Annotated in this window: 15 protein-coding genes and 1 pseudogene; 9 read left to right on the top strand and 7 right to left on the bottom strand. The window is 33.0% G+C overall.

Annotated elements, in window-relative coordinates; all coding sequences use genetic code 11:
• Nucleotides 1-38: 38 nt before the first annotated feature.
• On the top strand, nt 39-1,109 hold the full coding sequence (locus tag B2U95_RS02525; protein ID WP_296312360.1) for a branched-chain amino acid aminotransferase: 1,071 nt from the start codon (nt 39-41) through the stop codon (nt 1,107-1,109).
• A gap of 51 nt (nt 1,110-1,160) precedes the next feature.
• On the opposite strand, the gene B2U95_RS02520 is transcribed toward B2U95_RS02525, so the two are convergent.
• On the bottom strand, nt 1,161-1,547 hold the full coding sequence (locus tag B2U95_RS02520) for a nucleoside triphosphate pyrophosphohydrolase family protein (RefSeq protein ID WP_296312357.1): 387 nt from the start codon (nt 1,545-1,547) through the stop codon (nt 1,161-1,163).
• 35 nt (nt 1,548-1,582) lie between these two features.
• On the opposite strand from B2U95_RS02520, the gene B2U95_RS02515 reads away from it, so the two are divergent.
• Nucleotides 1,583-1,786 carry a hypothetical protein gene (locus B2U95_RS02515; RefSeq protein WP_414727656.1) on the top strand — a complete coding sequence of 68 codons (204 nt, stop codon included), beginning with the start codon at nt 1,583-1,585 and terminating at the stop codon, nt 1,784-1,786.
• Nucleotides 1,787-1,979: 193 nt separating this feature from the next.
• Here the strand turns inward: B2U95_RS02515 and B2U95_RS02510 are convergent, their stop codons facing one another.
• On the bottom strand, nt 1,980-4,010 hold the full coding sequence (locus B2U95_RS02510) for a dipeptidyl-peptidase 3 family protein (RefSeq protein WP_296312354.1): 2,031 nt from the start codon (nt 4,008-4,010) through the stop codon (nt 1,980-1,982).
• A gap of 92 nt (nt 4,011-4,102) precedes the next feature.
• On the opposite strand from B2U95_RS02510, the gene B2U95_RS02505 reads away from it, so the two are divergent.
• On the top strand, nt 4,103-5,122 hold the full coding sequence (locus tag B2U95_RS02505; RefSeq protein WP_296312351.1) for an SRPBCC family protein: 1,020 nt from the start codon (nt 4,103-4,105) through the stop codon (nt 5,120-5,122).
• The gene (gene crcB, locus B2U95_RS02500) at nt 5,123-5,491 is read left to right on the top strand and encodes a fluoride efflux transporter CrcB (protein ID WP_296312348.1); all 369 of its coding nucleotides are present in this window, start codon (nt 5,123-5,125) and stop codon (nt 5,489-5,491) included.
• A 10-nt stretch (nt 5,492-5,501) separates the two neighbouring features.
• On the opposite strand, the gene B2U95_RS02495 is transcribed toward crcB, so the two are convergent.
• On the bottom strand, nt 5,502-6,101 hold the full coding sequence (locus B2U95_RS02495; protein WP_296312346.1) for a DUF1684 domain-containing protein: 600 nt from the start codon (nt 6,099-6,101) through the stop codon (nt 5,502-5,504).
• A gap of 234 nt (nt 6,102-6,335) precedes the next feature.
• Between B2U95_RS02495 and B2U95_RS02490 the strand changes: the two genes are divergently transcribed.
• The 4 genes and pseudogenes from B2U95_RS02490 to B2U95_RS02475 all read left to right on the top strand — a co-directional run bounded on the left by B2U95_RS02490 (nt 6,336) and on the right by B2U95_RS02475 (nt 10,369).
• The gene (locus B2U95_RS02490) at nt 6,336-7,541 is read left to right on the top strand and encodes an MFS transporter (protein WP_296312343.1); all 1,206 of its coding nucleotides are present in this window, start codon (nt 6,336-6,338) and stop codon (nt 7,539-7,541) included.
• Entirely contained in the window at nt 7,538-7,915 is a 378-nt protein-coding gene (locus B2U95_RS02485; protein WP_296312340.1) for a VOC family protein, read from the top strand. The genes B2U95_RS02490 and B2U95_RS02485 overlap by 4 nt, the downstream gene beginning before the upstream one ends.
• Nucleotides 7,916-7,972: 57 nt before the next feature.
• Nucleotides 7,973-8,727, top strand: a pseudogene (locus tag B2U95_RS02480) (DJ-1/PfpI family protein).
• 46 nt (nt 8,728-8,773) lie between these two features.
• Nucleotides 8,774-10,369, top strand: coding sequence for an amidohydrolase family protein (locus tag B2U95_RS02475; RefSeq protein ID WP_296312338.1), 1,596 nt, complete (start codon nt 8,774-8,776; stop codon nt 10,367-10,369).
• Here the strand turns inward: B2U95_RS02475 and B2U95_RS02470 are convergent.
• Nucleotides 10,366-10,818 (bottom strand): Lrp/AsnC family transcriptional regulator, encoded by a 453-nt coding sequence (locus tag B2U95_RS02470; RefSeq protein ID WP_296312336.1) that lies wholly within the window; start codon nt 10,816-10,818, stop codon nt 10,366-10,368. The two genes, B2U95_RS02475 and B2U95_RS02470, sit on opposite strands and share 4 nt — an antisense overlap.
• Nucleotides 10,819-10,933: 115 nt before the next feature.
• On the opposite strand from B2U95_RS02470, the gene B2U95_RS02465 reads away from it, so the two are divergent.
• On the top strand, nt 10,934-11,329 hold the full coding sequence (locus tag B2U95_RS02465; protein WP_296312334.1) for a hypothetical protein: 396 nt from the start codon (nt 10,934-10,936) through the stop codon (nt 11,327-11,329).
• Between the two features lie 13 nt (nt 11,330-11,342).
• Here the strand turns inward: B2U95_RS02465 and B2U95_RS02460 are convergent, their stop codons facing one another.
• The 3 genes from B2U95_RS02460 to B2U95_RS02450 form a co-directional block, all read right to left on the bottom strand.
• A complete protein-coding gene (locus B2U95_RS02460) occupies nt 11,343-11,957 on the bottom strand; it encodes a DEAD/DEAH box helicase (RefSeq protein WP_296312331.1) in 615 nt (204 codons plus the stop codon).
• Nucleotides 11,958-11,961: 4 nt separating this feature from the next.
• The gene (locus B2U95_RS02455) at nt 11,962-12,432 is read right to left on the bottom strand and encodes an OsmC family protein (RefSeq protein ID WP_296312329.1); all 471 of its coding nucleotides are present in this window, start codon (nt 12,430-12,432) and stop codon (nt 11,962-11,964) included.
• 5 nt (nt 12,433-12,437) lie between these two features.
• Nucleotides 12,438-15,329: methylmalonyl-CoA mutase family protein (locus B2U95_RS02450; protein ID WP_296312324.1), on the bottom strand; the 2,892-nt coding region annotated here is incomplete at its 5' end.

Genomic DNA, 15,329 nt, shown 5'->3' with positions numbered 1-15,329 from the left:
CATTATGTATTTTTGCAAAACATAAACTCACCCATTTAATGACAGAAATGAACCCTAACGAAATCGATATAGTAAAAGCAGAAACTTCTAAAATTAAAAGTGTTGATTTTAGCAACCTTACTTTTGGCCGTGTATTTAGCGATCACATGTTTGTTTGCGATTTTGAAGATGGTAAATGGCAGACACCTAAGATAACTCCATATCAAGCTATGACTATTGATCCGTCTGCTAGAGTGTTTCACTACGGACAGGCTGTTTTTGAAGGTATGAAAGCCTACAAGGATGATGATGGTAAAATTTTTCTGTTTAGACCAGACCAAAACTCTGCACGAATTAATAAATCCTCAGCACGTTTGGCGATTCCCGAATTTCCAAAAGATTACTTTTTAAATGGTTTAGAAACGCTATTGAAATTAGATAGTGATTGGATTAAACCAGGTTTAGGAAACTCACTTTATATACGTCCTTTTGTTATTGCTACAGAACCTGCGATTTCTGCATCGCCTGCAGACACTTATCGTTTTATGATTATATGTTCACCTGCTAAAGCTTATTATAATGAGCCTGTACGTGTTTTATTTGCTGAAAAATTTAGTCGTTCTGCAGATGGTGGAGTTGGTTTTGCAAAAGCAGCTGGGAATTACGCAGCTCAGTTTTACCCAACGAGTCTGGCTCAGAAAAAAGGATTTCAGCAGATTATATGGACTGATGCTTCTACACATCAGTACCTAGAAGAAGCTGGTACAATGAATATATTCTTTAGAGTTGGCAATAAATTAATCACAGCACCAAATAACGACAGAATTTTAGATGGTGTAACTCGTAAGAGTGTTCTTCAGCTTGCAAAGGACATGAATATGGATTATGAAGTGCGTCGTGTAAGTGTAGAAGAAATTAAAGAAGCCGCTAAAGACGGAAGTTTAAAAGAAATTTTTGGTACAGGTACTGCTGCTGTTATAAGTCCGGTTTCTGCTTTTGAACATGGTGGTGATGTTTTTGAAATTTCACCTGTTGAAGATTCCTTTGCAAAACTTTTTAAAGATACTTTAATGCATATTCAACACAACTTGGCTGAAGATGCTCACGGTTGGAGACACGAAGTAATATAATTACACATTTAGTTATATATAAAAGCAGCCTCTAATGGCTGCTTTTTTAGTTTATGATTCTAAAATCTCTTTAATATTAGGCTTAAAGTAGTTTGGTCCTTTTAGTACTTTACCATCTTCTCTGTAAATTGGTTCACCATCTTCACCTAACTTACTCATATTACTGCGCTGTATTTCTTCAAAGACTTCTTCTATCTTATGTTGCATGCCGTGTTCTATAATTGTGCCACAAAGTATATAAAGCATATCACCTAAAGCATCTGCAACCTCGACAAGATCATTTTCCTTAGCAGCTTCTAGGTATTCTTCATTTTCTTCGCGCATGAGCTCGTAGCGCAATAGATTTTTATCTAATCCTAAATCGGCTTTTGGTGTTTCTCTATGTCCTATTTTAAAAGCGGTATGAAATGCTTTTACAGCATTGATTTTATCTTGCATATCTATTTAGTTTATTAGTGCACTAATTCTTATTTTTGCATAAAAATAAGGAGATGTTTAGTAACGGTCAATTGATTTTTGGAATTTTATTTTTTATAGCTTTTGCTATCATAGTTGGTTTTCAGTATCGTAAGGATCTTCCTCTTCATAAAAAATACTATAAAGGTACCATCTGGGTGCTTTTAGCCTTTATTGGTTTTATTGGTATGATTGCTGCTGTTAAGTTTGTTTTTATGTAAAAAATATTTATTTAACAGTTAGTAGAATAGGATTTTCTATTAATTGCTTGTTTTATAAGTAAAATGGAATGATAATTTTCTTAACAATTTTAATTTTAGTACTAATTAATGGCCTTTTATTAAGGTTTAGCACAAATAAAAAGCAGCCATAAATTATATGACCGCTTTTATTATTTATAGAATTAAATCAACTCTAATTCACATCTGGTAAATGGTTATATTTTTCACTGTAATATAACATTTGCTGAGAATACCCTCTAGGCTGTGTCACTTTAATCGCTATAATTCCACCAGCATCATTTAGTTCTGGTACTAATACAGGATTTACAAAACCACTATAAGGCGCAGCTGTAAATTGCTTATTACGTTCTAAAACCTCAGCATGAATTGCTTGGTCTACTTTGACTCCATAACCTTCAACCAAAGCTTCGACTGCAGCATAATCACCTTCAGACTTTATACGCTGTGTTTCTCTTAGTAATTGTCCGAATATATCATGTAATTTATCGTAATCATTAATATTGAAATACGTTTTTCCGTCTCTAGTTACTTTTTCAATAACATTATCTGCTAATCCTTTTTCGTAAGCCCAAGCCGAAACCCATTGCCTGTTTCGCATGTGCGCTTCTTCAACATCGTCACCGATATTCAAACGAATTAATTGCGTCATTAACCCATTTCTAATATAACCATCGAAAGCAGCCACTCCTATTTTTTTCCAGTCTTCAACTAATCCTAATTCTTGTAATTTTGGATTGTATAAATAATAAAGTCCAACCAAATCAGCACGACCTTCTTCTAAAGTAGATGCATAATTCTTTAACGTTTCTTTTGTTTCACCAACACCTTTATTTAATTGCCCAGAAGCATGGCCAACAACTTCGTGTAAAGCAGTATGTAACTTGTCTGCTAATCCGCCATATTCTTCTTCAAGTTTTAGTTCTTCCTCATCATGTACAAACTCTTTTAAACGCCCTGTACTTCCTGCATTGGCATAAGCGTAAGTAATGTTTCCTAGAGATACAGACTTACTTCCTACCTCTGCTCTAATCCAGTTAGCATTTGGCAAATTCACACCTATTGGAGTACTTGGAGACGCATCACCAGCTTCACCTGCAACGTTCACCACTTTATATGTTACACCAACAACATTCTTCTTTTTATGCTCGTCCATTAATGGTGAGTTATCTTCGAACCATTGTGCGTTTTCAGACAATACTGCCATTTTTTTAGACATATCAAAGTCGTTGATTTGTACGATTGTTTCATACGACCCTCTATAACCTAATGGATCATTATATACTTCGATAAAACTATTTATGTAATCTATATTACCTGCTGTTGCAGCTGTCCAAGCGACATTGTAATCGTCCCAAGTTTGTAAATCACCAGTTTTGTAATATTGTATTAATAATACTATAGCGTCACCTTGTGCCTTATTCTCTGCAACACCTTCTGCTTTTTCTAACCATTTTACAATCTCATCTATTGCAGAACCATAAAGTCCACCAGATTTATAAACGCGTTCTTTTAAAACACCATCTTCTTTTACTAACTGAGAGTTTAGACCATAAGATAATGGACGCTCTACATCTGGTGATTTTTTATTCTTGTAAAAATTTATAACATCATCACTCTTAACATCTGGCCCATAAAAATTAACCGCAGACAATAATACGTTGTCGACACCTTTTGCTTGATTTACTTTTTTAGAATCTTTATCATTAAAAATTACATCAAAAGCTACACCATCTAGTTTGGTATTTGTAGCTAGCAATAATTCATTCAAATAATCTTTAGTAAATCCTGGTTTCAACTTGTCATTAGAATAATGATGATGAATTCCATTACTAAACCACACACGCTTTAAATACGTTTCAAATGCTTTAAAATCATCCTTAAGTCTAGCATCACCTTCAGTGTTATTATAGACATTTTCTAAGGCTGTTCTAATCTTAAGATTATGTCGGTAATTCTGATCCCACATAATATCTCTACCTGCCAAACCAGCTTCTGTTAAATAATAAACTAATTTTTGTTCTTTTAAAGTTAAATCTTCCCAACCTGGGATTTGATAACGCAGAATTTTAATATCTGCAAATTGTTCTACATTAAAGCTAAACTCAGCTTCAACAGTATCTTCTACTTCTACTTTTGAGTCATTATTACAAGCCACAATAAAAATGGCAAAGAGACAAATTTTTAATATTAATTTTAACTTCATAGTGTTAGTTGTTTATTATTACAGACAAATGTAATGTATATATCACATACCATAAAATTACTATCTTTGAGATAGAAATAAACTAAATACTAATGAAGTCTATTAAATATATAGTGTTATTACTCCTTATAGTAATTATTGGATTTTCAATATATATTGCTGTACAACCAAATTCCTTTGAAGTTACAAGAACAAAAACTATTAATGCTCCACAATCTGTTGTCTATGATAATATTATAGATTTTAAAAATTGGGAGTCTTGGTCATATTTGGTTGAAGCAGAACTAGAAACAGTTATTTCATTATCAGAAAAAACAAAAGGTATTGGTGGTTCTTTCGCATGGGAAAATGATGATGGCATTGGTACAATAACAACTATTAATACAAAACTAAACGAATCAATAACTCAGAAAATGCAGTTTAGTGATATGCCTGAATCTGATGTCACTTGGGATTTAAAACCAAATAACGATGGTACTACTGCTGTAACCTGTACAATCTCTAGCAAAAATTTACCTTTTAAATTTAAAATCTTATCTGCTTTAATGGGAGGCATGGAACAACAAATAGGACCACACTTTGAAAATGATCTTGTTAAATTAGATAGTGTTGTACAAGCTAAAATGAAAGTATATTCTATTAATGTAAAAGGTAAAACACAACACAGTGGTGGTTATTATCTTTATAAAACGGCATCATGTAAATTAAATGAATTTGAAAAAAACAAGAATCAAATGTTACCTGAGGTTGGAGCTTATGCCTTAACACAGAATATTACAATAGCAGGACCTCCTTTTATTTTATACCTTAAATGGGATGAAGAAAATGACGCAGCAATATTCTCAACCTGCATACCAACAAACTCTAAAATTATCTCTGACGAATCTGATATTTTAACAGGAAAACTAGAATCTTTTAGAGCCGTAAAAATAGTTTTAAAAGGTGATCACAAGAATATGAAAGAGGCTTGGGATTTAGGTATGAAATATATAGCTGATAATGATTTAGAAATCGTTGAAGGTGGTGCAATGTTAGAAACCTATGTTAATGATGCAATGCGTCATCCTAATCCTGCAGATTGGTTAACAGAAATCTATGTGGCAATAAAATAGATGAAACAATTAATATTAGTATTCGTAGGTGGTGGCTTTGGTAGTGTTCTCCGTTTCATTATCGGAAAATGGCTAAATAATTCTGAAAACGGAATTCCGTATGGCACTTTTGCGGCTAACATTATAGGTAGTTTATTAATTGGTATTATACTTGGATTAGCTGCTAAAAACGAGACGCTTTCGCAAAGTCAAACCTTACTTTTGGCCACAGGCTTTTGTGGTGGCTTCACCACATTTTCTACTTTTGCTTATGAAAATCATGTGTTTTTAAAATCGGGAGATTTTGCTAGTTTTGCGATATACACAATTGCTAGCTTTGTTGTTGGATTTTTAGCTATATTTCTTGGAATGTATTTGGTTAAAGCTTGATACTTGTAAACTATTTTACAAAAGCTTTTACACCAACATTAACTTCTAAATCTAAATAATTAATTCTTGGTACTATTGGGCAAGAAAACTTCTCGTTATAAGCACAATAAGGATTATAAGCTGAGTTAAAGTCAATTTCTACAGTATTTCTAATCGGTACTCTTAAATCAATATAACGTCCGCCACCGTAAGATGTAGCACCATTTGTATTATCTAAAAAGGGTAAAAATAAGTAATTTTCAAAACCTTCGGTTTGCATTAATTCTTCTCCTTGGTATACATTGAGTTGATATGATTTCCCTTTTAATTGAAAACTTAAAATACCAAAAACACGCTCTTTAGATAGACGATCGGTTGTGGTTTTCATGTTAAACCATTCTGTATCTGGTGTTTTTTTTATCGTTGCTTTCACAACAAAAGCCGAATCAAACGGAAAAAAATCTAAGCTTTTAAAAGTTTTTAAATCTTTACTTTTTAAAGGTGATTTTGAGGCATCTTTAAATTCAGTATTCATTTTTTCTTGAAATGGAGTTTCAAAAGAAAGCTTTTTCTTGTTTTGAGCACAACTAGCAAAAGATAAGGTGATTAATAAAATAAATATAATTCGCATTTTCCTGAATTTTAAAGATCAAAAATACGACATAACAATTTTTATTGTAGCTTTGAGCTCTAAATAAGATTAAATTAATGTTACAAATAATTAGATATACAAAGCAAACCTGTGTGATTTCTTCGGAAATTGTTCGGACGCATTATCTATTGTAGCTATACTCATATACTATTAAACAATATTTAAAAGTCCGACGTTAACGTCGGACTTTTTGCATTTATAACAACAACCAAAATGAAAACTTTATTCAAAAACTACTTAAGCACCTTTGATGGGCTTTCAAAAGAAGTTTGGTGGCTAGCACTAATTACATTTGTAAATAGAGCTGGCACAATGGTTATCCCTTTTTTATCACTCTATCTAATAGACGATTTACAATTTACATTCAAAGACATAAGTTGGATTATGAGCGCCTTTGGTCTTGGTTCTGTCGTTGGCACTTGGATAGGTGGTAAACTCACTGATAAAATAGGATACTATAAAGTAATGGTAAGAAGCCTTTTAAGTACTGGTTTCCTATTTATAGCGTTGCAATTCTTAAATACATTTACAAGTGTTTGTATTGGTATATTTTTAGTTATGGTAGTTGCAGACACTTTTAGACCAGCCATGTATGTTGCTATGAGCGTTTATAGTAAACCCGAAAATAAAACACGTTCGGTGACACTAATCCGACTTGCTATAAACTTAGGCTTCTCTGCTGGTCCTGCTATTGGTGGAATAATTATCACAACAATAGGTTACGGAGGTCTATTTTGGATAGATGGCATTACATGTATGCTTGCTACATTACTTCTTATTAAAGTACTGAATCCGCGAGTAGCAAAACCTGTAGATAATATTATTGTTGACAACCCAGTATCGGTTTTTAAAGACAAACCATTTTGGATATTCTTTGTTACAATGTTCATTTTTGGTATTATCTTTTTACAGTATTTCTCTACAATGCCACTATATTATAAAGAAGTTCATTCTCTATCTGAGTTTGAAATTGGATTGCTATTAGGCTTGAACGGATTGTTTATTTTTATCCTAGAAATGCCATTAATAAAATGGCTAGAGCATACTAAATACACCAAAATCGGCCTCATGCTTTTTGGTCTTATTTTAATAGCTATAAGTTTTTATGTACTTAACTTAACATCTTGGATCGGTGTTTTACTTATTGGAATGTTATTTATGACTGTTGGTGAAATGATTGCATTTCCATTTTCAAATGCTTTTGCCATGGATAGAGCAAAAAAAGGGAAACAAGGTGAGTATTTATCTATGTATGTTATGGCTTTTTCTATAGCTCATATTTTTGGACACAATTTAGGATTAAGGCTCGTAGATAGTATTGGATATAATAAGACATGGTATATTATGGTAGGCTTAGGATTTATAGGCGTACTACTTCTACTCTATCTAAAACGCATATTAAAAAATGAATTATCATGAATTTAAATCAAGTCACAATCTCATCATTAGACGTTACAAAATCGACTGCGTTTTATAAAACGTTAGGCTTAAACTTAATTGTTGATGCCTTACCAAGGTATGTTAGATTTGAATGTCCTGATGGAGATTCAACATTTTCAATTCATAGTATTGATAAACTTCCTGAAGGAAATAAAATAACGCTATATTTTGAAGTTGATAACCTTTCTAAAACAGTTTCAGAGCTCAAACAAAAAGGCATTACTTTTAATACTGAAATTAAAGAACAGTCCTGGCTATGGACAGATATAGATCTAAATGATCCTGATGGTCATAAGATTATTATTTTCCACGCTGGAAAAAACAGAAAAAATCCGCCTTGGAGGATTAATTAATTCTGTAAATTTTGTTATACTGAACTAGTTTAAGCATCTAAGTTTAAAAGTTATAAAATGAAAAAAGTACCACTATTTTTTATCGTCACATTGGTTATAAATTGTAACACTAATCAAGAAAAAAAAGATACATCTAGTGAGATTCTAAAACAAGTTCAGACCAACAAAGTGTTTCCAAATTTAGAACCTAATCGTTATAATGTGGCATTTCTAATTATGGATGGCACTTATAACACAGAGCTTACTGCACCTTATGACATTTTTCAACATACCATATTTAGAGATAGTATAAAAGCTATGAATGTGTTTACAGTTGCAAATACAGATGATGCGATTACCACATTTGAAGGCTTACGCTTATTACCAGATTTTAATTATGTAACTGATTCACTGCCTAAAATTGATGTTTTAGTAATACCAAGTGCAGAACATCATTTAGATACAGATTTAGAAGATGAAATTATGTTAGATTTTATCAAAAAAGTAGACAAAGACGCACAATTTATAACCTCGCACTGTGACGGAGCTTTTATACTCGCAAAAGCTGGCCTATTAGATAACGTAGTTTCTACGACTTTCCCAAGTGATATTGATAAAATGCGAGACATGTTCCCAACGTTAGATATACGCAAAGACGTTCTCTTTGTGCACGATGGTAAGTACATTACCTCAGCAGGTGGGGTGCTAAATCTTTTGAAGCTGCTTTATATTTAAGTGACTATTTATATGGAAAAGAGGTTGCTAAATCTTTAGCTGGTGGTTTAGTCATAGACTGGAAACTCCAAGACGTTCCGCATTTAATAATTGAATAAAATTTTATGCGTATTTTTAAAGAACTAACGGTCCAAAATACAATTCATGAAATTTCGATTACTAAATCTCTTTTTTATTCTTTCTTTAGTTTCACTTTCAAATGGTTATTCTCAAAATGAAATATCAGGTGAAGGCCCTTTTAATCAACTTATTATTAGAGGTGTTACTTTAATTAACGGAGACGGTTCACCTCCAAGAGGGCCAATTGACATTGTCGTTGAAAACAATATAATTACTAAAATTCAAGTAGTTGGTTATCCTGGTGTAAAAATTAAGGAAGATGATCGTCCTAAACTTAAATCTAGCGGTAAGGAATTAGACGCAAATGGCATGTACTTATTACCAGGCTTTATAGATATGCATGGTCATATTGGTGGAGTTGCACAAGGTGCAAATTGGGACTATGTATTTAAACTATGGATGGCTCATGGCATAACAAGCGTAAGAGAGCCTAGTGGAAGAAGTATCGATTGGACTCTCGATTTAAAAAAGAAAAGTGAGCGTAACGAAATAGTTGCTCCTCGTGTTTTTGCTTATACTGGCTTTGGCCAAACTACTAAAGAGTTTAATCCATTAAATGATGCTCCTATTAGCACTCCAGAAGCTGCTCGCGAATGGGTTAGAGCAAATGCTAAACATGGTGCAGATGGTATAAAATTCTTTGGAGCTGAGCCAGAAATAATGGCTGCTGCTTTAGATGAAAATAAAAAATTGGGCCTTGGTTCTGCATGCCATCATGCACAGCTTAGTGTAGCACGGTGGAATGTGCTCCACTCTGCAAGAGCCGGTTTAACATCAATGGAACATTGGTATGGCTTACCAGAAGCTCTGTTTGAAGATAGAACTGTTCAAAATTATCCTTTAGATTATAACTACCAAAATGAACAACATCGATTTGAAGAAGCTGGTAAACTATGGCAGCAAGCAGCTAAACCTTTTTCTGAACATTGGAATGCTGTAATGAATGAATTATTAGATCTAGATTTCACACTAGATCCAACATTTAATATTTATGAAGCCAGTCGTGACTTACATCGCGCTAGACGCGCAGAATGGCATGAAGATTACACTTTACCATCACTATGGAAATTCTATGAACCAAGTAAGGTTAGTCATGGTAGCTATTGGCACTATTGGGGAACAGAACAAGAAATTGAATGGAAAAAGAATTATCAGTTATGGATGACCTTTATTAATGAATATAAAAACCGAGGTGGTCGTGTTACAACCGGATCTGATTCTGGGTTTATCTATCAACTCTATGGTTTTGCATATATACGAGAGTTAGAATTGCTTCGTGAAGCTGGTTTTCATCCCTTAGAAGTTATCCGTGCAGCAACACTTAATGGTGCAGAAGCTCTAGGTTGGGATGATAAAATTGGCAGTATTCAGATTGGTAAACTTGCCGACTTTGTTATCGTTGAGGAAAATCCATTAAAAAACTTAAAAGTACTTTATGGCACAGGAGCTATTAAGCTCACAGACGCTAATGAAGTTGTAAGGGTTGGTGGTGTTAAATACACTATTAAAGATGGGATTATTTACGATGCAAAACGTTTGCTTGCTGAAGTAAAAGATATGGTGGATGCAGAAAAATCTAAAACAAATTGGAAGCTATCACAGCCTGGTGTGAAAAACTAATTTTTAGTGTTTAGTTGCTTAATTTCACTGTGCTTAACAACATGAGACAATACAATCTGCGTTTTAGTTTCCCCATAACTGATTAGTTGATCTATAAATGTTTCTAAGTGTTTTTGATTTTTTAAAACGACTTCCATTACTATATTTTCGTTACCAGTAATACGATAGCAGTTTACTACCTCATTGTAAGTTTTTACCTTTTCTAAAAATGGCTTAAGCATTCCCATAAAGGCTCTCAATGTAATTAAGGCTTTTAACTGATAGCCTGCTTCAAACGGAGATACAAATGTTGTGTAACCTTGTATTATTTCCGCATCTTCCATCTTTTTAATACGCTCGCCTACAGCAGGGGAACTAACACCAACACGTCTTCCTATCTCCGCATTAGATATGCGTGCATTCAGTTGAAGGCACTTTAAAATCTTCCAATTTAAGCTATCAATACTCATTTAATACTTTTTTACAAAAATTAACACATATATTAAAGCAAATATACAATTCTACTTTAATAATTAAAGTTAGATGTAGTGTTTAGTTCTTAATTTCGTTTTAATTGCTACTAAAATGAATTATAATTTACCATCTCATTTATCTGACTTGCCTATATATAAAAAGGCTATGGAGATTATTATTCTATCTCGAAGTATATCGACGTATCTCAATCAAGATTTATGTTATTTAAATGCCGATGGTTCTGAAGATAAAAACATCTATTTTTCTGGCGATATCGTTCAGCAATCAACGAATCTCGCACCAGAAATTATTAATGCAGAACGTGAACGTTATTCAGATAAAAAACATAAACACTTAGAGAGTTTAGACCAATTAACTCAAAGACTATATAGTAACTGTAAACGCTTAGAGCACTCTAATAGTGATGGTAAAGACTACCTCCCAATGCTGCGCTATGAGTTACGTAAATTTAGAAAGTTACAACACAGTTGGATGATGACTTTGTAGTAAATAAAACAATCTATTTCTCTATTAATAGATCCGCATTGTGCATAAATGCATTCTGATAGTTCTGAATTTTAGAATTCATTTTATCTGTAATAATTACAAATTGACATTTGCTAAGACTTTCAGACAGTCTTAAAATATGGTTATAGGCGTTATTTCTGCCTAAATAATCTGCATCTTCTACAGCGAATAATTGTACTTGACCTAAATGAATACCATTTAAAAAATAGAGTTTACTCAATCTGGCTGGCGTTGCAATTACGATATCCTGACCTGGATAAATTTCAGTTTTTTGTTTTTCAATATCATATTCGTCGTAAAGCGCATAAATTCTTAAATCTGTATTCTTAGTAAACCTCTCAAATTCTGTTTTTAAATCTAAGGCATCTTGCTTATCTTTTACAATAATAATAGCACGAGGCGAATCTTCAAAAGCGGTCGCTTTTAGCTTATGAATTGTTGCAATAATTAAAGCTATTGTCTTACCACTTTCTTTTGGTGCAATAATATAGGCATCAGATCCACCCTTCAAAGTTGGCAATACTTTTTTCTGAAGTGCATTTGACGTTTCAAAACCCGCATTTTCTAATGATTCTTTTAATAAAGGATGTAGTTTTTTGAAAGACATATTGTTATTTAGCTATTAGTATTTTCGGTTTATGAGTTATAGGCACATTACTAGAATTTGCTATAAAACAAAGGCGATTTGCTTCTTTGTGAAGACGTATTGCCAAATTTATTTTATTTTTCTCTAATATGGTAACTATAGGATACAATACTATAGAAATAAATGATCCACTACCATCAGCCTTAACTAACAATTTACCCGATGTCTCATCTGTATAGTTTACTAAAGTGATATTATTCATATCACATAAATACATGTAAGACATCATATGGCATGAAGAAAGGGCTGATAAAAATAAATCTTCAGGATTATATTTTGTTTTGTCTCCTTTAAACTCTTTTGCTGCCGATACTGTTAGTACTGGTTTATTTTTAATAGTTATATTATGAGTTTTAGAATTAGAAAACTTATTCAAACTATCTTGCTTATTACTAGAAGTCCAATTTGTTAACACTTTAAATTCTTTTTCAAACATACATATTACATATTACGTCGGTATTGACCACCAACCTCAAAAAGAGCAGATGTAATCTGTCCTAAAGAACAGACCTTACAAACTTCCATCAAAGCTTCAAAAATATTCTGATTACTTATGGCTTTTTCTTGTAACTCTCTTAATAACTCATCTGTGCTATGTGAAGTATGAAGGCGCTCTAGAATTTTAATTTGATATTGTTTTTCTTCCTCTGTTGCTCTAATCACTTCTTTAGGAACTACAGTAGGTGATCCTTTACTGCTTAAAAAAGTATTTACACCAATGATAGGAAACTCCCCATTGTGCTTCAATGTCTCATAATACAAACTTTCTTCTTGTATTTTAGAACGTTGGTACATCGTTTCCATGGCACCTAATACTCCTCCACGCTCTGTAATTCTATCAAATTCTAGTAAAACAGCTTCTTCTACCAAATCTGTTAATTCTTCAATAATAAAAGAACCTTGTATTGGGTTTTCGTTTTTAGCTAAACCTAATTCTTTATTTATAATCAATTGAATAGCCATGGCACGTCTTACAGATTCTTCTGTTGGTGTTGTAATAGCCTCATCATATGCATTGGTATGTAAAGAGTTACAATTATCATAAATCGCATACAAGGCTTGAAGCGTTGTACGTATATCATTAAAGTCAATTTCTTGTGCATGTAAACTACGACCAGAAGTTTGGATATGATATTTCAACATTTGAGCTCTCGGATTAGCACCATATTTATGCTTTAAGGCTTTAGACCATATCTTACGAGCGACACGACCTATAACTGCATATTCTGGATCGATTCCATTTGAAAAGAAGAATGACAAATTGGGACCAAATTTATTAATATCCATACCTCTACTTAAGTAGTATTCCACATAAGTAAATCCGTTTGATAGTGTAAGTGCTAATTGCGTTATTGGGTTTGCACCAGCCTCTGCAATATGATACCCTGAAATAGAAACCGAGTAAAAATTACGCACATTATTTTCTATAAAATACTCTTGTACATCACCCATTAAACGCAATGCAAATTCTGTAGAAAAAATACAGGTATTTTGCGCTTGGTCTTCCTTTAAAATATCGGCTTGTACAGTTCCTCTAACCTGAGCAATTGTTTTTGTTTTAATATCTAAATACACATCAGCAGGTAATACTTGATCTCCAGTAACGCCTAATAACATTAAACCTAAACCATTATTACCTTCTGGTAAGTCTCCGTTATATATTGGACGTTCTTTACCTTTGTAAATCTTAACTATTTTTACTTCAATGTCTTTTTCTAAGCCGTTCTCATTAATATAGATCTCACATTGTTGGTCAATAGCTGCATTCATAAAAAAGCCTAATAACATTGGGGCTGGCCCGTTAATAGTCATACTAACCGATGTCATTACATTTGCTAAATCAAAACCAGAATAGAGTTTCTTTGCATCATCTAAACAACAAATAGAAACACCTGCGTTTCCTATTTTACCATAAATATCTGGGCGTAAATCTGGATCATTTCCATAAAGTGTTACACTATCAAAAGCTGTAGATAAACGCTTTGCTGGTAATCCCATACTTACGTAATGAAATCTTTTGTTAGTTCTTTCTGGCCCACCTTCACCTGCAAACATACGTGCTGGATCTTCACCTGTTCTTTTAAAAGGATATAAGCCTGAAGTATACGGAAATTCACCTGGTACATTTTCTTGTAAGCACCATCTTAAAATATCTCCCCAAGCTTGATACTTTGGTAAGGCTATTTTAGGAATTTGAGAGTGCGAAAGTGATTCTGTGTGCGTTTCAATTTTAATTTCTTTATCTCTTACTTTAAATGTATAGATTGGGTTCTTGTATTTATTGACTTTTTCGTCCCATCCTGTAATCACTTCCCAATTGTAAGGGTCTAAGTTTAATTTTACACGATCGAATTCACCAATAAGTAATTTTATAAAATCTTTATTCTCATCGTTATTAGAAGTTATTGACTCAAAAGCGATTCCGGCTTTATCTAATTCTGGTATTGTATCTAATACAGATTGAAGTGTTTTATATATCCCGTAAAGTCTTTGAGCAACCTCAACTTGTTCGTTTGCTTTTTTATCATATGCACGATTGCTTTCTGCAATTTCAGATAAATAACGTATACGTGACGGAGGAATGACAAAAATCTTTTCACTCATTTCATCAGAAATATGAAAGGTGGATTTTAAATCTGCATCTGCCTTTTCCACCAATTTATCCATAATCGCTTTGTAAAGCGTATTCATCCCTGGATCATTAAACTGAGATGCTATTGTTCCATATACAGGTAATTCATCTTGATGTATATGCCATAGATTATTATTGCGCATATACTGCTTTTTTACATCACGTAAAGCATCTAAAGAACCGCGTTTATCAAATTTATTGATAGCTACCAAGTCTGCAAAATCGAGCATGTCAATTTTCTCAAGCTGGGTAGCAGCACCAAATTCTGGAGTCATTACATATAAAGCTACATCGCTGTGCTCCATAATCTCTGTATCAGACTGCCCAATACCTGAAGTTTCAAGTATAATTAAATCGTATTCTGCTGCCTTTAAAACTTGAATAGCTTCATTAACATATTTAGATAATGCTAAGTTAGATTGACGAGTTGCCAAACTACGCATGTAAACCCTTGGTGAATTAATGGCATTCATTCGAATACGGTCGCCTAATAAAGCACCACCTGTTTTACGCTTAGATGGATCTACAGAAATTAGACCTATTGTCTTTTCAGGAAAATCGATAAGGAAACGTCTAACTAATTCATCTACTAAAGACGATTTACCAGAACCTCCTGTACCTGTAATCCCAAGAACGGGAGTCGTTGAATTTTTGTTTTTATTATGAATAGTTTCTAAAGCTTCTTTTGCTACTTCAGGAAA

Origin of the sequence: Winogradskyella sp. UBA3174 (assembly GCF_002364335.1) — a bacterium.
In the GTDB taxonomy this organism is placed as follows: Bacteria; Bacteroidota; Bacteroidia; order Flavobacteriales; family Flavobacteriaceae; genus Winogradskyella.
Note: the sequence above shows the minus strand (reverse complement) of the source record. Positions and strands in the feature narration are given on the sequence as shown.

Excerpts from the sequence above, each read along its gene's own strand:
- B2U95_RS02525 (WP_296312360.1), top strand. The coding sequence starts at position 39 with ATGACAGAAATGAACCCTAACGAAATCGATATAGTAAAAGCAGAAACT.
- B2U95_RS02520 (WP_296312357.1), bottom strand. The coding sequence starts at position 1,547 with ATGCAAGATAAAATCAATGCTGTAAAAGCATTTCATACCGCTTTTAAA.
- B2U95_RS02510 (WP_296312354.1), bottom strand. The coding sequence starts at position 4,010 with ATGAAGTTAAAATTAATATTAAAAATTTGTCTCTTTGCCATTTTTATT.
- B2U95_RS02505 (WP_296312351.1), top strand. The coding sequence starts at position 4,103 with ATGAAGTCTATTAAATATATAGTGTTATTACTCCTTATAGTAATTATT.
- crcB (WP_296312348.1), top strand. The coding sequence starts at position 5,123 with ATGAAACAATTAATATTAGTATTCGTAGGTGGTGGCTTTGGTAGTGTT.
- B2U95_RS02495 (WP_296312346.1), bottom strand. The coding sequence starts at position 6,101 with ATGCGAATTATATTTATTTTATTAATCACCTTATCTTTTGCTAGTTGT.
- B2U95_RS02490 (WP_296312343.1), top strand. The coding sequence starts at position 6,336 with ATGAAAACTTTATTCAAAAACTACTTAAGCACCTTTGATGGGCTTTCA.
- B2U95_RS02485 (WP_296312340.1), top strand. The coding sequence starts at position 7,538 with ATGAATTTAAATCAAGTCACAATCTCATCATTAGACGTTACAAAATCG.
- B2U95_RS02475 (WP_296312338.1), top strand. The coding sequence starts at position 8,774 with ATGAAATTTCGATTACTAAATCTCTTTTTTATTCTTTCTTTAGTTTCA.
- B2U95_RS02470 (WP_296312336.1), bottom strand. The coding sequence starts at position 10,818 with ATGAGTATTGATAGCTTAAATTGGAAGATTTTAAAGTGCCTTCAACTG.
- B2U95_RS02465 (WP_296312334.1), top strand. The coding sequence starts at position 10,934 with ATGAATTATAATTTACCATCTCATTTATCTGACTTGCCTATATATAAA.
- B2U95_RS02460 (WP_296312331.1), bottom strand. The coding sequence starts at position 11,957 with ATGTCTTTCAAAAAACTACATCCTTTATTAAAAGAATCATTAGAAAAT.
- B2U95_RS02455 (WP_296312329.1), bottom strand. The coding sequence starts at position 12,432 with ATGTTTGAAAAAGAATTTAAAGTGTTAACAAATTGGACTTCTAGTAAT.